The sequence below is a fragment of the Aeromicrobium camelliae genome, from assembly GCF_003850045.1.
GTDB classification, from domain to species: Bacteria; Actinomycetota; Actinomycetes; order Propionibacteriales; family Nocardioidaceae; genus Aeromicrobium; species Aeromicrobium camelliae.
The window spans coordinates 103,522-117,638 of sequence record NZ_RQJX01000004.1 but is presented as its reverse complement, the minus strand read 5'-3'; the positions used below and the strand labels follow the sequence as shown (position 1 = coordinate 117,638).

General features: G+C 68.8%; 14 protein-coding genes and 1 tRNA gene. 9 read left to right on the top strand and 6 right to left on the bottom strand.

Annotation, left to right across the window (positions count from 1 at the left end):
• Positions 1 to 15: 15 nt before the first annotated feature.
• The gene (locus tag EHW97_RS04670; RefSeq protein WP_124236002.1) at positions 16 to 1,008 is read left to right on the top strand and encodes a LacI family DNA-binding transcriptional regulator; all 993 of its coding nucleotides are present in this window, start codon (positions 16 to 18) and stop codon (positions 1,006 to 1,008) included.
• Positions 1,005 to 1,310 (top strand): muconolactone Delta-isomerase family protein, encoded by a 306-nt coding sequence (locus tag EHW97_RS04665; protein WP_243696303.1) that lies wholly within the window; start codon positions 1,005 to 1,007, stop codon positions 1,308 to 1,310. Before EHW97_RS04670 ends, EHW97_RS04665 begins: the two co-directional genes overlap by 4 nt.
• 46 nt (positions 1,311 to 1,356) lie before the next feature.
• Here the strand turns inward: EHW97_RS04665 and EHW97_RS04660 are convergent, their stop codons facing one another.
• Positions 1,357 to 3,888 carry a glycosyl hydrolase family 95 catalytic domain-containing protein gene (locus tag EHW97_RS04660; RefSeq protein WP_124236001.1) on the bottom strand — a complete coding sequence of 844 codons (2,532 nt, stop codon included), beginning with the start codon at positions 3,886 to 3,888 and terminating at the stop codon, positions 1,357 to 1,359.
• Between the two features lie 405 nt (positions 3,889 to 4,293).
• Between EHW97_RS04660 and EHW97_RS04655 the strand changes: the two genes are divergently transcribed.
• From EHW97_RS04655 to EHW97_RS04630, 6 genes are all read left to right on the top strand, one after another.
• Positions 4,294 to 5,385: an LLM class flavin-dependent oxidoreductase gene (locus EHW97_RS04655; protein ID WP_124236000.1), complete on the top strand. Its 1,092-nt coding sequence runs from the start codon at positions 4,294 to 4,296 to the stop codon at positions 5,383 to 5,385.
• On the top strand, positions 5,382 to 5,990 hold the full coding sequence (locus tag EHW97_RS04650; protein WP_124235999.1) for a CE1759 family FMN reductase: 609 nt from the start codon (positions 5,382 to 5,384) through the stop codon (positions 5,988 to 5,990). The genes EHW97_RS04655 and EHW97_RS04650 overlap by 4 nt, the downstream gene beginning before the upstream one ends.
• Positions 5,991 to 6,035: 45 nt before the next feature.
• Positions 6,036 to 6,599, top strand: a complete 564-nt coding sequence (locus EHW97_RS04645) for a carboxymuconolactone decarboxylase family protein (protein ID WP_208001889.1) — start codon at positions 6,036 to 6,038, stop codon at positions 6,597 to 6,599.
• A gap of 147 nt (positions 6,600 to 6,746) precedes the next feature.
• A tRNA-Ser gene (locus EHW97_RS04640) sits at positions 6,747 to 6,836 on the top strand.
• A gap of 89 nt (positions 6,837 to 6,925) precedes the next feature.
• The gene (locus tag EHW97_RS04635; RefSeq protein WP_124235997.1) at positions 6,926 to 7,225 is read left to right on the top strand and encodes a DUF2277 domain-containing protein; all 300 of its coding nucleotides are present in this window, start codon (positions 6,926 to 6,928) and stop codon (positions 7,223 to 7,225) included.
• Positions 7,226 to 7,227: 2 nt separating this feature from the next.
• Complete coding sequence (locus tag EHW97_RS04630) at positions 7,228 to 7,899, top strand: uracil-DNA glycosylase (protein WP_166367388.1); 672 nt, start codon at positions 7,228 to 7,230, stop codon at positions 7,897 to 7,899.
• A 12-nt stretch (positions 7,900 to 7,911) separates the two neighbouring features.
• Here EHW97_RS04630 and EHW97_RS04625 read toward each other — a convergent pair whose 3' ends face one another.
• The 5 genes from EHW97_RS04625 to EHW97_RS04605 form a co-directional block, all read right to left on the bottom strand.
• Positions 7,912 to 8,703: an IclR family transcriptional regulator gene (locus tag EHW97_RS04625; RefSeq protein ID WP_208001888.1), complete on the bottom strand. Its 792-nt coding sequence runs from the start codon at positions 8,701 to 8,703 to the stop codon at positions 7,912 to 7,914.
• An 88-nt stretch (positions 8,704 to 8,791) separates the two neighbouring features.
• A complete protein-coding gene (locus tag EHW97_RS04620; RefSeq protein WP_124235995.1) occupies positions 8,792 to 10,105 on the bottom strand; it encodes an MFS transporter in 1,314 nt (437 codons plus the stop codon).
• Entirely contained in the window at positions 10,102 to 10,641 is a 540-nt protein-coding gene (locus EHW97_RS04615; protein ID WP_124235994.1) for a 3-isopropylmalate dehydratase small subunit, read from the bottom strand. The genes EHW97_RS04620 and EHW97_RS04615 overlap by 4 nt, the downstream gene beginning before the upstream one ends.
• Positions 10,638 to 11,906, bottom strand: a complete 1,269-nt coding sequence (locus EHW97_RS04610; RefSeq protein ID WP_208001887.1) for a 3-isopropylmalate dehydratase large subunit — start codon at positions 11,904 to 11,906, stop codon at positions 10,638 to 10,640. The genes EHW97_RS04615 and EHW97_RS04610 overlap by 4 nt, the downstream gene beginning before the upstream one ends.
• A 9-nt stretch (positions 11,907 to 11,915) precedes the next feature.
• Positions 11,916 to 12,782: an isocitrate lyase/PEP mutase family protein gene (locus EHW97_RS04605; RefSeq protein WP_124235993.1), complete on the bottom strand. Its 867-nt coding sequence runs from the start codon at positions 12,780 to 12,782 to the stop codon at positions 11,916 to 11,918.
• A gap of 119 nt (positions 12,783 to 12,901) precedes the next feature.
• Here EHW97_RS04605 and EHW97_RS04600 point away from each other — a divergent pair, with 119 nt between their 5' ends.
• Positions 12,902 to 14,026, top strand: coding sequence for a MalY/PatB family protein (locus tag EHW97_RS04600; protein ID WP_124235992.1), 1,125 nt, complete (start codon positions 12,902 to 12,904; stop codon positions 14,024 to 14,026).
• Positions 14,027 to 14,117: the final 91 nt, after the last annotated feature.

The following is a 14,117-nucleotide window of genomic DNA, read 5'->3' as shown; positions in this document are numbered from 1 at the left end:
GGAGGGGAGGAGACGATGGCTACCTCAGCGCGGGTCACGTTGGCTGACGTGGCCAAAGCGGCTCAGGTCGACGTCTCGCTGGTCTCGCGCGTGCTACGCGGTGAGTCGGTGCGGGTCCGTGAAGAGACCCGCCAGCGGATCCTCGAGCAGGCGTCCATGCTCGGCTACCGGCCGAACGCGATCGCCCGAAGCCTGCGGTCGGCGCGCGCGGGCGCGTACGGGCTCGTGATCCCGGACTTCACCAACCCCGTCTACGCCCACATCATCTCCGGGGCCGAGGAGGCCGCGGCAGCCCGCGGCAGCGTCGTCATGACGTCGACGGGCTCGGGCTGGGACCCGGCGGCGTGGTACGACGCCGTCGACGGCGGCCGGGTGGACGGACTGCTGGTGGCCGGCGGCCCCACGCTCGACATGTCCCGCCTCGCCGTGCCCTATGTCCTGGTGAACCGCGCCGTTCCCGGTGGCCGGCGATACGTCGTCCTCGACGACGCACGCGCGTCGCGGATGGCCGTCGACCACCTGATCGGGCTCGGCCACAGCCGCATCGTGTTCCTCGGCGGACCGGACGACGCGGACACCGCCCAGCGCCGGCGCGCGGGATTCGAGGCGGCGCTCCGCGACGCCGGCCTGGACGTGCCCGAGGTGCGCTTGAACGGCGACTACAGCGCGGCGGGCGGCCGGGAGGCCATGGCGTCGGCGCTGCGTGCGGGACCCGCCTTCACCGCTGTCGTGGCCGCCAACGTCCCGTCGGCCTTGGGCGCGATGGAGGCCCTCCGCGAAGCCGGGGTCGAGATTCCGGCGGACGTCTCGCTCATCGCGGTGCACGACGCGGAGATCGCGGAGTACGTGTCCCCCGCGCTCACCACCGTCAAGATGCCGTTGCACGAGCTCGGTGCGCGCGCGATCGACCTGCTCGCACGCACACCCGCCGACGAGCCCATCGAAGAGGTGGTCGCGCAGCCGATGGAGCTGACCATCCGGGCGTCGACCGGCCCTGCCCCGCGATGACGACCGGGCCACGGGAGTTCCTCGTCGAGATGGAACTCGACCTCCCCGCTGATATCGGATCGGCCGAGTTCGAGGCGTTGCGCGCTGCTGAGGCGCGACGAGCCACGGAGCTCGCCAGCGAGGGTTTCCTCGTGCGGCTCTGGCGCCCGCCCGCGGGCGGATGGCGCAACATCGGTCTGTGGCGCGCGGCCGACGAGGCCGAGTTGCAGCACGCCCTGTCGAGCCTGCCGCTGTGGCCGTGGATCACGGCCACAGTGACGGCCTTGAATCCTCACGGCAACGATCCCCTCGCTCGCCCCTGACACCACTGAGCCCCCGCCGGCTCGGCGGGGGCTCAGTGATGGGGCGTCAGTCCCGGGCTGACACGAACGTGATGTAGCTGCTGCCGCCCTGCCCCTCCACGCCGGAGTTACCGCCGAGGGTCACACGACCGGGCTCCACGTCCTTGCGGAACACCACCATCGGCCGGTCGGTCGTCGCCACCACGTCCCCGGTCCGTTGCCAGCCGTCGGTCTCCAGCCACGCGGGCCACCACACTCCTTCGCCGTTCGCCGCGAATGCCACGAACACCGTGGCAGGACGCTCGATCTGCAGCGAGAGGTAATCCGCGGACGTCACCTTGCCGTCGCCGTTGATGCCGCGGATGAGGGCCGAACCTTCCAACGCCTCAGGCAGCGACGTGATCGTGTAACTGCGATCGGTGTAGGTGAGCGCGCCGTTCGCCGCACGAAGCAACGGACGCACGTCCCACGGCTGCAGGACCCGAACGACGTCGCTCATGATCTGCGGCACTCCCGAGTCCACGCCGTAGGAGCGATTGCCGAGGTGCTGGACCTGCTCGGCCTTCGCACCGCCGAGCGCTGCGAAGCGGAACTGGCTCAGCGGCGCACTCGATCGCTGCACGACGTAGGACTGTCCCTCCTTCGCCTGGAGCTCGAGCGACGGGCCGGTCGTCTCAGCCAGCACACGGCGGCCGCGTCCGTCGGTCAGCTGGATCTCCTCGCCGGGCCACGGGTTCGCCAGCGTCACCTTCTCGGAACTGCCGGCCTCGATTCCGACCAGGGTGGCTCGGCCGTCGTGGGCCTCGACGCTGATCCGGTGGCCGCCGGGAACCTCGACGGCCCCGGTGACGTCCCAGTCTTGCGGCAACGATCCTGCGACGGTGATGGTCCCGTCGTCCTCGCGGACCAGTGCGTCCTGCAGCGTGGAGGCCACGACCGCGTTCCAACCGTCGTAGAACTCTCCGCCGCGCAGCGGGTCGGCCCGACGGTTGTGGGCGCTGAAGCCGTTCGCGAAGGCCTGGAAGTCGGTGGTTCCGCGCACGAGGAGCTCGCGCATGTCGTCCGCGCGGCCGAGCCGGGCCGCCCACTGAGCGTCCGACGCCCACTCCCGCGTCTGGTCGTGCACGCGGTTCTCGAACGTGGCGTGCGCGATCTCGTCCGCTGCGCCTGCAACGCCCCACGGCCACACGGCCTCCAGATCGGGATTCTGGGTGTTGTGCGCCGGTTCGTCGGTCGCGGACCACGCGATCACCTGCTGCCCGTTCCGCTCGGTCGTCGGCAACTCCGGGAGCTTCTCGATGGCGTCATGGAGTTGGCGGGCGAGATCGTGGTCGCCGTACTTCTGCGCAAGATCGGCGACGATCGGGAACATCGTTCGCATGCCGGCGACGTCCGGCGTGGGGTCGGTGGTGTCCCACTGGACCTCCAGCGCGTTCGCGTGGTGGAGGTGAAGGATGCCGTCGGCGTCCGGCTCCAGCACCGACAGATAGAAACGTGCGACCTGAGCCATGAGCGGGTAGCTGCGCTTCAAAAGCTTCTCGTCACCGGTGTGCCGGTACTGCAGCCACAGGTTGTGCGACACCTCGGCGCCGGTGCTGAGGATGCGGTTGACGTGAGAGGGCTCGTCGTCGGCACGGCACGCCTCGGCGGTGCCGTCGTAACGCAGGAACTCGGGAACGCAGATGCCCTCGGCCGCGGGCCAGTGCTGCCGCGTCCAGGCCTCCATGTCCTCGAGGCGGTCGAGGTAGAGATTGACGTAGGACTCGTTGAGTTCGGCCGTACCCGCGCCGAAGTTCGTCCACACGGGCTGCCGCAGGTTGAAGTGCCACCAGCTGTCGGCGGACCAGTGGATGCTGTCGCGGGTCGAGGAGAAGATGCTCGTCACGCCACCGTGGCTCGTCGGAACAGCCGCTCGCTGTGACGAGGCGCCCATGTAGAGCTGCTGAACTCGCAGGGTCTCGAAATACCGGGCGGTGCCGTCCTCGGAGTCCCAGCGCATGGGGGCTGCGTTCTGCCAGAAGTCACGCCACCACTTCTCATGCGCCTGGCGAGGGTTGCCGCGTTCCTGGACCGCGTGAGCCAACGTGCGCTCCAGCTTGGAGCCATCCCAGGACGGGATGCCCACCACGAGACGGAACGTTCCGTCCTGGCGCGGGCAGAACTCGAGCTTGACCTCGCGGTCGTCGACCACCGTGGCGCGCGGATCGCGGGCGTCGGCCTTCACTGCCGCGACCTGTCCGGTCACGCGACCGTTCCGTTCGTCCTGGAACGTCTCGGCGAGCGCAGCCACGTTCCCGCGGGCGACCGCTTGTGGGAACCGGCCGTCCCACAGTCTCAGCATGACCTCTTGCGTCTCGCGAGGATCGACGCCGCTGACCTCGACGATCAATTGCTCGCTTCCGGCGGGCATCCACGTGCGCGCAGTGATACCCGCGCCGCTCTGCGTCAGCGTCGCGTCATGCATCGACAACCGGCCGGAGTAGTCGTCGGCTTCGGCCATGGTGAACAGGCCTGGGATGACGAGCTGTCCGGCCGACTGCATGTCTGGATAGACGTCTCCGCGGTTGAGTTGAGCCGTGAAGCCGTCCTGGCTCCACACGGCTGCGCCGACGGAACCGGTGCCGAGAGGGACGGCTTGGTCCGTGCGCCACGGCGCCTTCTGTAAGACCAGATCCGACCGACTCACCAGTGCCGCGGTGTCGACGGATAGGGATCCGTCTCGCCACGCGGTCGTCGTCCCTGGTGTCGCGTCCGTTGGTGCCCCGCTCGCGGCCGCTGGGCATAACGCCCAGACCACTGCACCGGCCGCGGTCAGGACGGCTGTCTGAACCCCCGAACCCTCTTCATGTGCGCTCCTCGCTGTGATCAAACGTTTGACCAGCACATTCTGTGACGTGCACCACGCCCGCGTCAATGGCTGCGCGTCCTCGACGGGCGAAAGGGGAATGAGATCAGGCGAGACCGTGGTAGAGTAGTTAAAGATTCAACTACTGAGGAGCACGCCATGCAGATCGGCATCTTCACCGTCGGTGATGTCACTCCCGATCCGGTGAACGGCACGACGCCCACCGAGCACGAGCGCATCAAGGCGACCGTCGAGATCGCCAAGAAGGCCGACGAGATCGGTCTGGACGTCTTTGCGACCGGCGAGCACCACAACCCGCCGTTCGTGCCGTCGAGCCCCACCACGACGCTGGCGTACATCGGCGCGCAGACGAAGAACCTCATCTTGTCGACGTCGACCACGCTCATCACGACCAACGACCCGGTGAAGATCGCCGAGGACTACGCGACGCTGCAGCACCTCGTCGATGGCCGCATGGACCTCATGCTCGGCCGCGGCAACACCGCCCCGGTGTACCCGTGGTTCGGCAAGGACATCAGCAAGGGCGTCGAGCTGACGATCGAGAACTACCAGTTGCTGCGCAAGCTCTGGGATGAGCCGGTCGTCAACTGGGAGGGCAAGTTCCGCACTCCGCTGCAGGGCTTCACGTCGACGCCCGCGCCGCTCGACGGCGTCGCGCCGTTCGTGTGGCACGGCTCGATCCGCACGCCCGAGGTCGCGGAGCTGGCCGCCTACTACGGTGACGGCTACTTCGCGAACAACATCTTCTGGCCCAAGGAGCACTACATCCGGCTGATCAACTTCTACCGGCAGCGCTACGCCCACTACGGGCACGGCGATCCGGAGCAGGCGATCGTCGGGCTCGGCGGACAGTTCTTCATGCGCAAGAACAGCCAGGACGCGGTGAACGAGTTCCGTCCGTACTTCGACGTCGCCCCGGTGTACGGCCACGGGCCGAGCCTCGAGGAGTTCACGGAGGCCACCCCGTTGACCGTCGGCAGCCCGCAGCAGGTGCTGGAGCGGACGCTGCAGTTCGCCGACTTCTTCGGCGATTACCAGCGCCAGCTGTTCCTCGTCGATCACGCCGGCCTGCCGCTCAAGACCGTGCTCGAGCAGCTCGACCTGCTCGGCGAGATCCTTCCGACGATGCGGGAGGAGTTCGCCAAGCGCCGCCCGGCGAACGTCCCGGACGCGCCCACCCACGCGGCTCGCGTCGACGCCAAGAACGCGGAGAAGGAGGTCCAGGCATGACCGTCTCGATCGTCGCCCTGTCCGCCGGGCTGGGCGAGCCGTCGACCACCCGCATGCTCGCCGACAAGGTCGTCGCGTCGGCCCGCGAGCGCCTCGGGGACGTCAGCGTCGAGGTCGTGAGCCTGCGCGAGCTTGCTCACGACATCACCGACGCGAGCCTCACCGGCTTCGCCTCCGCGCGGCTGCAGCACGTGTACGACCAGGTGGCCGCCGCCGACGCGCTGATCGTCGCCGTGCCGATCTTCAAGGTGTCCTACCCGGGCCTGTTCAAGTCCTTCGTGGACGCCATGGAGACCGACGCGATCATCGGCAAGCCGGTGCTGCTCGCGGCGACCGGCGGTACCGCGCGGCACTCGCTGGCGATCGACATGGCGCTGCGCCCGTTGTTCTCCTACCTGCAGGCCTTCATCGTGCCGACGGGCATCTTCGCCTCGCCGCACGACTGGGGTTCCTCGGGCGAGCACGCCCTGCAACGCCGGATCGACCGCGCGACGGGCGAGCTCGCGAGCATGCTCGGCGGTGGCGGCACGGGTCGGACGCGTGAGGACGAGATCGACCTGTTCAGCGACACCATGCTCTCGATCAGCAACCCGGACCTGCGCTGACCGGTCCCCTACGGTGGTCCTCGACGAGAGGATCAGGTGGTGCCGGTGAGGTTGCGCAAGCTCGTTCCGAGTGAGCTCGACGAGGATCAGCGTGAGGTGTACGAGGCGATCGCGGGCGGTGACCGCTCCCGCGGGCCGCAGCTCTTCCCGTTGGCGCAGGCCGACGGGTCGCTGAACGGCCCGTATGGGGTGATGCTGCACGCGCCGCGTGTCGGCGGGCCGCTGCAGGAGCTCGGCGCCGCGCTGCGCTTCCGGACGAGCCTGTCCGACCGTATCCGCGAGATCGTCATCCTCCTCGTCGCGGATCGGCTGGGCAGTGAGTTCCAGTGGTGGGCGCACGAGCGTATCGCGCTCGCCACTGGACTCGCCCGCCAGGAGATCGACGCGATCCGCACCGACGAGTTCGTTGGCGCGGACGAGGCCGAGTCGACGGCCTATGCGCTCGCCACCGATCTCCTGCGGGGCGAGACTCTCGGCGACGAGGACTACGCCCGCGCGGTGGCAGTCCTCGGCGAACAGCAGCTCGTGGAACTGTCGGTCCTCGTCGGCTACTACCGGATGCTCGCGCAGACGATGGCGCTCTTCGACGTCGGAGTGCCGGAAGACTGACCCGCGACCACGCCGAGAGCGTGGCGTTTCGGCTGCGATGCCGGTCATTCGGGCTCCCCATCGTCACAATCAGCGCGTCGGTGAGCGACGGAGACCGGGACGGGCCCGGTTTTCTGGCGTCTTGGCCGGTCCGGTAAGGTACCTCCCGGTGGCGTGTCCGAGCGGCCGAAGGTGCATCACTCGAAATGATGTGTGGGGTCAAACCCACCGTGGGTTCAAATCCCACCGCCACCGCCATGGAAAGGCCTTCGATCCTGCTGATTCTCAGCCGGATCGGGGGCCTTTTCCGCTTCCCCAGGTCCGACGTCCGCGCGTAGCATCACGTCATGTGCCGGAACATCCGGGTTCTTCACAACTTCGACCCGCCCACCACCGATGACGAGGTCCGCGAAGCCGCTCTGCAGTTCGTTCGGAAGGTCAGCGGATCGACCCGCCCTTCCCGCGCGAACGAAGAGGCGTTCGACCGGGCTGTCGACGAGATCGCCCACGCCACGCGCCGGCTGCTCGACGATCTCGTGACCAAGGCGCCGCCCAAGAATCGCGAGCTGGAGGCGGTCAAAGGGCGCCAGCGCCACGAGAAACGCATGGAGCGCGAAGTACGCATCCGCACGGCCCCGACGTCATGACGGTGTTCAACCGGCTGGCCTGGCAGAACGGGACCTTGCTGGACGAGCGCGAGAGGCCGGGTTCGATCGCGGAGCGGCGCGCTCAACTCGACCGTGCTCATATTGGACCCCTCCACGCCTGGGCAACCTCGGTGGCCGAGCGCACCGGCGAGAAGGTGCCAGCCTTCGACCCGCGATCGGGAGGCATTCAGGCGCAGGTGTTGTTTCTGCTGCAGGACCCGTCGGCAGTCGCGGACGGCTCGGGGTTCATCTCGATCGACAACAACGACCAGACCGCCCACAACTGCACCAAGGCGTATGAAGCGTCGGGGCTTGACTACCAGCGTGCTCTTCACTGGAACGTCATCCCATGGTGGGTCAAGGATCCCGACCAAGCGCATCAACCACGTCGAACCTTCCAAGCGCAAGCGCATCGGGCGGGTACCTACCTGGTCGAGCTCGTTGGTCTGCTGCCGAATCTTGAACTCGTCGTCCTGCTCGGCAAGGAGGCACAGCGCGCTTGGGATGCGGCTGCGCCTCTGCCTATCGCTACGGTGCGGTGCCCGCACCCCAGCAACTTGGCCTGGAACCGACTCGATCAGGCGTCTGGCCGTATCGGGCGCGAGGCCACGATCGGCGCCTTTCGCCGAGCGAAGGAAGTCATCGAGTCCGCTGACGCCCCCGAGCGCGTCTGAATCAGGGCCTGGTCAGCGGCCCTGGAGGCGGGCGGTGAGGTCCTTGCCTGCTGCGACGACGCCGGCGACGATATCGTCGAAACGTGCGCCGCGGATGCGGTCGACCGTTCCGCCGAGACTGATCGTGCCGACGCAGGCGCCGTCGGAGCCGAAGATCGGGGCGGCGACGGCGGCGACGTCGGAGAGGAAGTCGCCTTCGCTGACGGCGTAGCCCTGCTCGCGCACCTTCTCCACCACGGAACGCAGGTGCTCGGGGTCGGTGATCGTGCCCGGCGTGAACGGCTCACGATCGTCGTGGCTCAACTCCTCCTCGAGGAGGCCCGGCACGAAGGCGAGCATGGTGACCGGGCCCGCGGCTGCGTGCAGCGGCAGGCTGGACCCTACGGCGACCGCGTTCACCGTCACCGGCGAGTCCCCGGTGATCGCGTCGATGCAGACGGCGTTCCGCCCGCTCGGCACCATCAGGTACGCGGTGTCGCCGAATCGGTCGGCGAGGGAGCGCAGCACGGGCTTGGCCTCGGTGGGAAGGTTCGTGGACGCGAGCGCGACGGAGCCGATCTGGAACACGCGCATCGTCGGGCGGTACGCGTTGCTCTCACTGCGCGCGAGCCAACCGGCCATGACCAGCGTGTTGAGCAGGCGGTAGGCCGTCGTCTTGTTCATCCCCGAGCGCTCGGCAACCTCGGCCAAGGTGAGTTCGGGTCGCTGATGGTCGAAGTACGCCATCAACCGACACGCCTTGAGCACCGAGCCCACGTAGTTGCGTTGATCGATGCCCTGGGTCGCGTCGGGCTCGGGTGCCACCGCGGCACTCCCTTCTGTGCTCGGCTGCTGCTGTGCGGACAGAGTAGCGCCGCGGGACCACGGTCCCGCGGCGCTACGAGTCACCTCGTCACTTCGGCAGCGCCGCCTTGCCGGTCTCGCGCATCGTCGAGACGGTGACGATGCCGATGAGCGCGACGGCCATGACCCAGTACGCCGGTGCCATCGAGTTGCCGGTCGACTCCACCAGCTGAGCGGCGATGTACGGAGCGCTGCCACCGGCGACGATCGTGCCGATGTTGAACCCGAGCGCGACGCCCGTGTACCGCACCTGACGCGGGAACAGCTCGGTGAACTGCGGGAACGCCGGCACCTGCGCCAATCCGTTGAACATCATGTAGACGATGTAGACCAGCGCGACCACGAGGAGGCTGCCCGTCGCGCCCATGATCGCGAACGCCGGCCAGGCGATGATCACGTACGCGGCATACGCGCCGAGGAGCACCGGGCGACGACCGAACCGGTCCGTCAGCATCCCGGCGACCGGGAACGATGCGCACGCCAGGGCGATGGCGATCGCGGAGGTCCAGTACACCGACTGCTGCGCGAACCCCTCGTCGACGAGGTAGATGTTGAAGTACGTCAGGCCGATGTAGCCGGTGCCGTTCATCGCGATCGCGATGCCGATGACCCGCAGGACCGACATCGGGTGCTCGCGCACCACCTGCATGAGCGGGCTGCGCACGACCTCGGCCTTGTCGGCCATCTCCTCGAACTCCGGCGTGTCCTCGAGCTTCACCCGAGCCCACAGGCACAGCGCGGCCAGGGGGATCGAGATGAGGAACGGGATGCGCCAGCCCCACGCCGCCATCTGCTCGTCGGTGGTGACCTGCGAGACGATGCCGACGATGGTCGCGGCCACGGCGAAGCCGAGGGTGGAGCCGATGGGCGTCAGCGAGCCGTAGATGCCGCGGCGGCCCGCGGGCGAGGACTCTGCGATGTAGGTCGCCGCACCGCCGATCTCGCCGCCGGCGGAGAAGCCCTGCGCGAGCCGGATCAGCACCAGGAGGATCGGCGCGAGGACGCCGACCTGCGCATACGTCGGCAGCAGGCCGAGCAGCGCGCAGCACATGCCCATCGCGACGACGGTGATGACGAGCGCGTGGCGCCGGCCGCGCCGGTCGCCGAGTCGGCCGAAGAACCAGCCGCCGAGCGGGCGCATGACGTAGGCGGAGCCGAACACCGCGAGGGTCAGCAGGAGCGAGACGGCCGGCTTGTCGCTGGGGAAGAACAGCGGGCCGATGGTGAGGGCGAGGAACGCGTAGACGCTGAAGTCGTAGTACTCGATCAGCGTGCCGACGCCGCCGGCGACGGCAGCGCGTCGCGCCGTCGATTCGGAGACCGCCGGCGGAGTCGACGTCGAGGACGAGGTGGTGTCGGTCATCTGCTTTCTTCCTGTGCGTGCTCGGCGAGCATGAGGTTGAACGATCCGCCGGCGCTGATGATGCGCTGAACCCGATCGCTGGGCGCCTGGCCCGTGAGAGTCTGCGTGCCGTCCGCACGCTGGATGTGAACCGTCGCCGTGCGCCAGTCCACCGTGACCGGGTCGCCGAGGCGGACCGTCTGGCTGATGCCCGGCACCGTCAGCAAGGGCATCCCGTTGTAGGTCTCGCCGCGCCAGAACCCCGGCGAGAACGACTCGGCCAGCACCGCGGCGATGCCGAGGTTGCGCAGCGCCACCATCGGTGGATAGTGCGGGTGCCCGTAGCCGAAGTTCCGGCCTCCGACGATGACGTCGCCGGGACGCACCCGGTCGACGAAGCTCTCGTCGTACGCCTTCATCGTCACGGCGCGCAGCTCGTCCGCGTCGTAGGTCTTGATGTTCTCGACGCCGATGACGAGGTCGACGTCGAAGTCGTCGCCGAACACCCAGGCGACGCGGCCCTCGATGAGATCGGGGGGAGGTGGGTAGCCGGTCATTCGCGCGTCACCTCCGCCGCTGTGTTGATGTGTCCGCTCACGGCGCTCGCCGCCACGGTGAACGCCGAACCCATGTAGATGCCCGCGTCTGTGCTGCCCATCCGTCCGGAGATGTTGAGGACCCCCGTGGAGATGCACACGTCCTCGGGTTGCAGGGGTTTCTGGTAGCCGAAGCAGAAGTCGCAACTCGATTGCGCGATCTGCGCGCCGGCCGCCCGCAGGACGTCGAGGAGTCCTTCGCGCTCGGCCTGATCGTGGACCGCCTTCGACGTCGGGACGACGTTCAGTGTCACCCCCGGTGCGACGGTGCGCCCGTCGAGGACGGACGCGGCCGCGCGGATGTCCTCGATCCGCCCGCTCGCGCAGGACCCGATGAAGGCCTTCGTGACGGCGGTTCCGGTGAGCTCGTCGGCCAGCTTGGTGTTGGCCGCTCGGGCGGATCCCGGCGTGACGACGCGGGGTCGCAGTTGCGACAGATCGATCGTGTGGACGGCCGCGTACGTCGCGTCGGGGTCCGGCCAGACCGGGGCCAGCTCCCCCTCGGTGACCTGCCCGGCCCGCTCGAGGATCGTGTCGTCGGGCTCGAAGATCGCCGACACCGCGCCGGTGAACATCGCCATGCCGCACAGCGCCTGGCGGTGGTCGATCTTCATCGCGCGTGCGCCGGGCCCGCCGAATTCCATCACCTGGTGGGCGCAGCCGTCGGCGCCCAGCCGCGCGATGATCTCGTGAACCAGGTCGCGACTGTCGACGCCGGGCTGGAACTCGCCGACCAGCTCGAATCGGGTCGTGGCGGGGATGTCGAGGAAGAGCTCACCCTTGACCCAGCCCTCGAGGAGGTCGCGCCGCACGCCCCAGCCGAGGGCGTTGAACGCGCCCGCGCCGGAGATGTGTCCGTCGAAGTGGATGAGGAAGTTGCCCGGGGCTGCGTAGCCGCGCTCGACCATGACCTGATGGCCGATGCCGTCCGCCTCGTGCAGCCGGATGCCGTAGAACTCGCACCACTCTCGGGTGACACGGTGAACATCCTGTTCGCGCTGGTCGCCGCGCGTGAGCATGTGGTCGATGAACACGAGATAGCGCTCGGGTTCGGCGAGCTTCGTGATGCCGAAGTCGTCGTGCATCTGCCGGAACATCACGTCGGTATAGCCCGGGAAGTCGTAGGCGATCATGTAATCCGGCCGGCACGGCAGGTTCTCGCCGGCGCGGACCTCGTCACGGCCTGCGGTGCGCGCGAGGATCTTCTCAACGATGGTCTGTGGCACCGGTCCCCCTCAAGCGCTCTCGGGCAGGTAGGTGTGCTGGAGCCGTTCGACGTCCGCGGTCCCGATGAGATCGACGAACCGATCGTGCGCCATCGCGTTCTCTGCCGTGCCGACGGTGGCGGGGTCGTCACCGCGGGCGAGGCGCGCCAGCGTGCGCTCAGCGGCGCCGGCGACGGTCATCAGGAGCTGCGTGGGCAAGATGGCCAGCCCGACACCGATCTCGCGCATGACGGCGGGCGTGAACGCCTTCTCCGTCCACGCCGACGCGGTGAGCGTGGCCATCAGCGGGACACCCACCTCGGCATGGCAGCGTGCCCACTCCTCGACCGTGCTGAAGGTCTTGGTCACCGGCATGATGAGGTCGGCTCCGGCCTCGACGTAGGCCAGCGCGCGCCGGATCGCCTCGTCGCCGCGCGCGTCGGTGCGGGCGATGACGAGGACCTCATCGCCGACGGTGTCCTTCACGGCCCGTACCTTTCCGGCAGCGGTCGTGACGTCGAGAAGCGGGAGGGCGGCGCCGGTGGTCAGCGGGCATCGCTTCGGCGACTCCTGGTCCTCCATGAAGACCGCTTCCACCCCGGCGTCGAGGAAGCGACGGGCGGTGCGCACCGCGTTGACGGCGTTGCCGTAGCCGGTGTCGATGTCCGCGACGAGCGGCAGGGAACTGGCCTCGCGGATCGTGCGCACCGCCTGGAGGTTCTCGGTCATCGTGTAGAGCTCCGCGTCGGGGTAGCCCAGCGACGCGGAGATCGCGAAGCCGGACGCGCAGAGCGCGGAGAACCCGGCCTGCTCGGCGAGTACCGCGGTGAGCCCGTCCCAGACGCCGGGTGCGATCACCAGGTCGTCGTCCAGCTGAGCGCGCAATCGGTTGGGCATCGAACTCCTCGTTTCACTTTACGGAACGCTTTACGTAATACGGATCATAGGAGAGATGCACGTCACACTGTCAAGCCCTTCCTCGCCCGTTCCGTTGCGGGAGCGGGCACGATGGACGCATGCGGCCGTTGCGGGAGATGACCGAAGAGCAGTTGCGTCAGCGCACCAGCCTCAAGTGGAGCGAGTACCCGTCGGACGTCCTGCCGATGTGGGTGGCGGAGATGGACGTGGCGCCGCCGGAGCCGGTGCGCCGGGCGGTGACCGCGCTGCTCGAGCGCGGAGACGTCGGGTACCCGCAGTCGGGGCACTACCTGCGGGCCTTCGCCGATTTCGCTTCCGCTCGCTGGGGGTGGGCGCCCTCCGCGGAGACCGGTCTCGAGGTCGCCGACGTCATGACGGGGTTGCGCACGGCCATCGAGTTGAGCACGGAACCCGGGGCGCCCCTCGTGCTCAACCCGCCCGTCTATCCGCCGTTCTTCGACGTCATCGAGTGGACCGGGAGGCGGCTCGAAACGGCGCCGCTCGGACCGGACGGCCGCCTCGACCTCGACCGACTGGACACCGTGCTCCGGCGCGTCGGACCCGGCGCTGCCTATCTGCTGTGCAGCCCGCACAATCCCACCGGCGCGGTCCACACGCGGGCCGAACTCGAGGCCGTGGCGCGCATCGCCGCCGAGCGCGGCGCCCGCGTGCTCGTCGACGAGATCCACGCGCTGCTCGTGCCTGCGGGGTTCGTGCCGTTCCTCTCCGTCGCCGGGAGCGAGCGGTCCTACGTGGCCACCTCGGCGTCCAAGGGTTTCAATCTGGCGGGCGTGAAGGCGGGTCTGCTCTTCGCCGGACCGGAGGCAGCCGACGAGCTCGCCACGCTGCCGCCGCTCGCGGGCCACGGTGCGAGCCAGTTCGGCCTGGCCGCGCACGTCGCCGCGGTGAGCGAAGGCCGCGAGTGGCTGAACGCGCTCATCGGTGATCTGGAGGAGAACCGGGCGATCCTTCGCGGCCTTCTCTCCACGCATCTTCCGGACGTCCGGTGGACGCAAGGCCCCGGCGGGTACCTCGCCTGGCTCGAGTTCCCGGCCGCGCTGGGCGACGACCCCGCGGCCCGGATCCTCGAGCGTGGGAGGGTCGCGCTGAACTCCGGGCTGCCGTTCGGCGAGGGAGGCCGGCGGCACGCCCGGCTCAACTACGCCACCACGCCCGAGCTCCTCGAAGCCGGCATCACGCGCATCGCGACCGCCGTGCGCTGACGTCGGCGAGATGTGGTCACTTCCGGGTCACTTCGACCAGCTTCGGTGACCCAGTGCTGACCACATCTGGTGGGGAGCGTGCCCGGCGTAG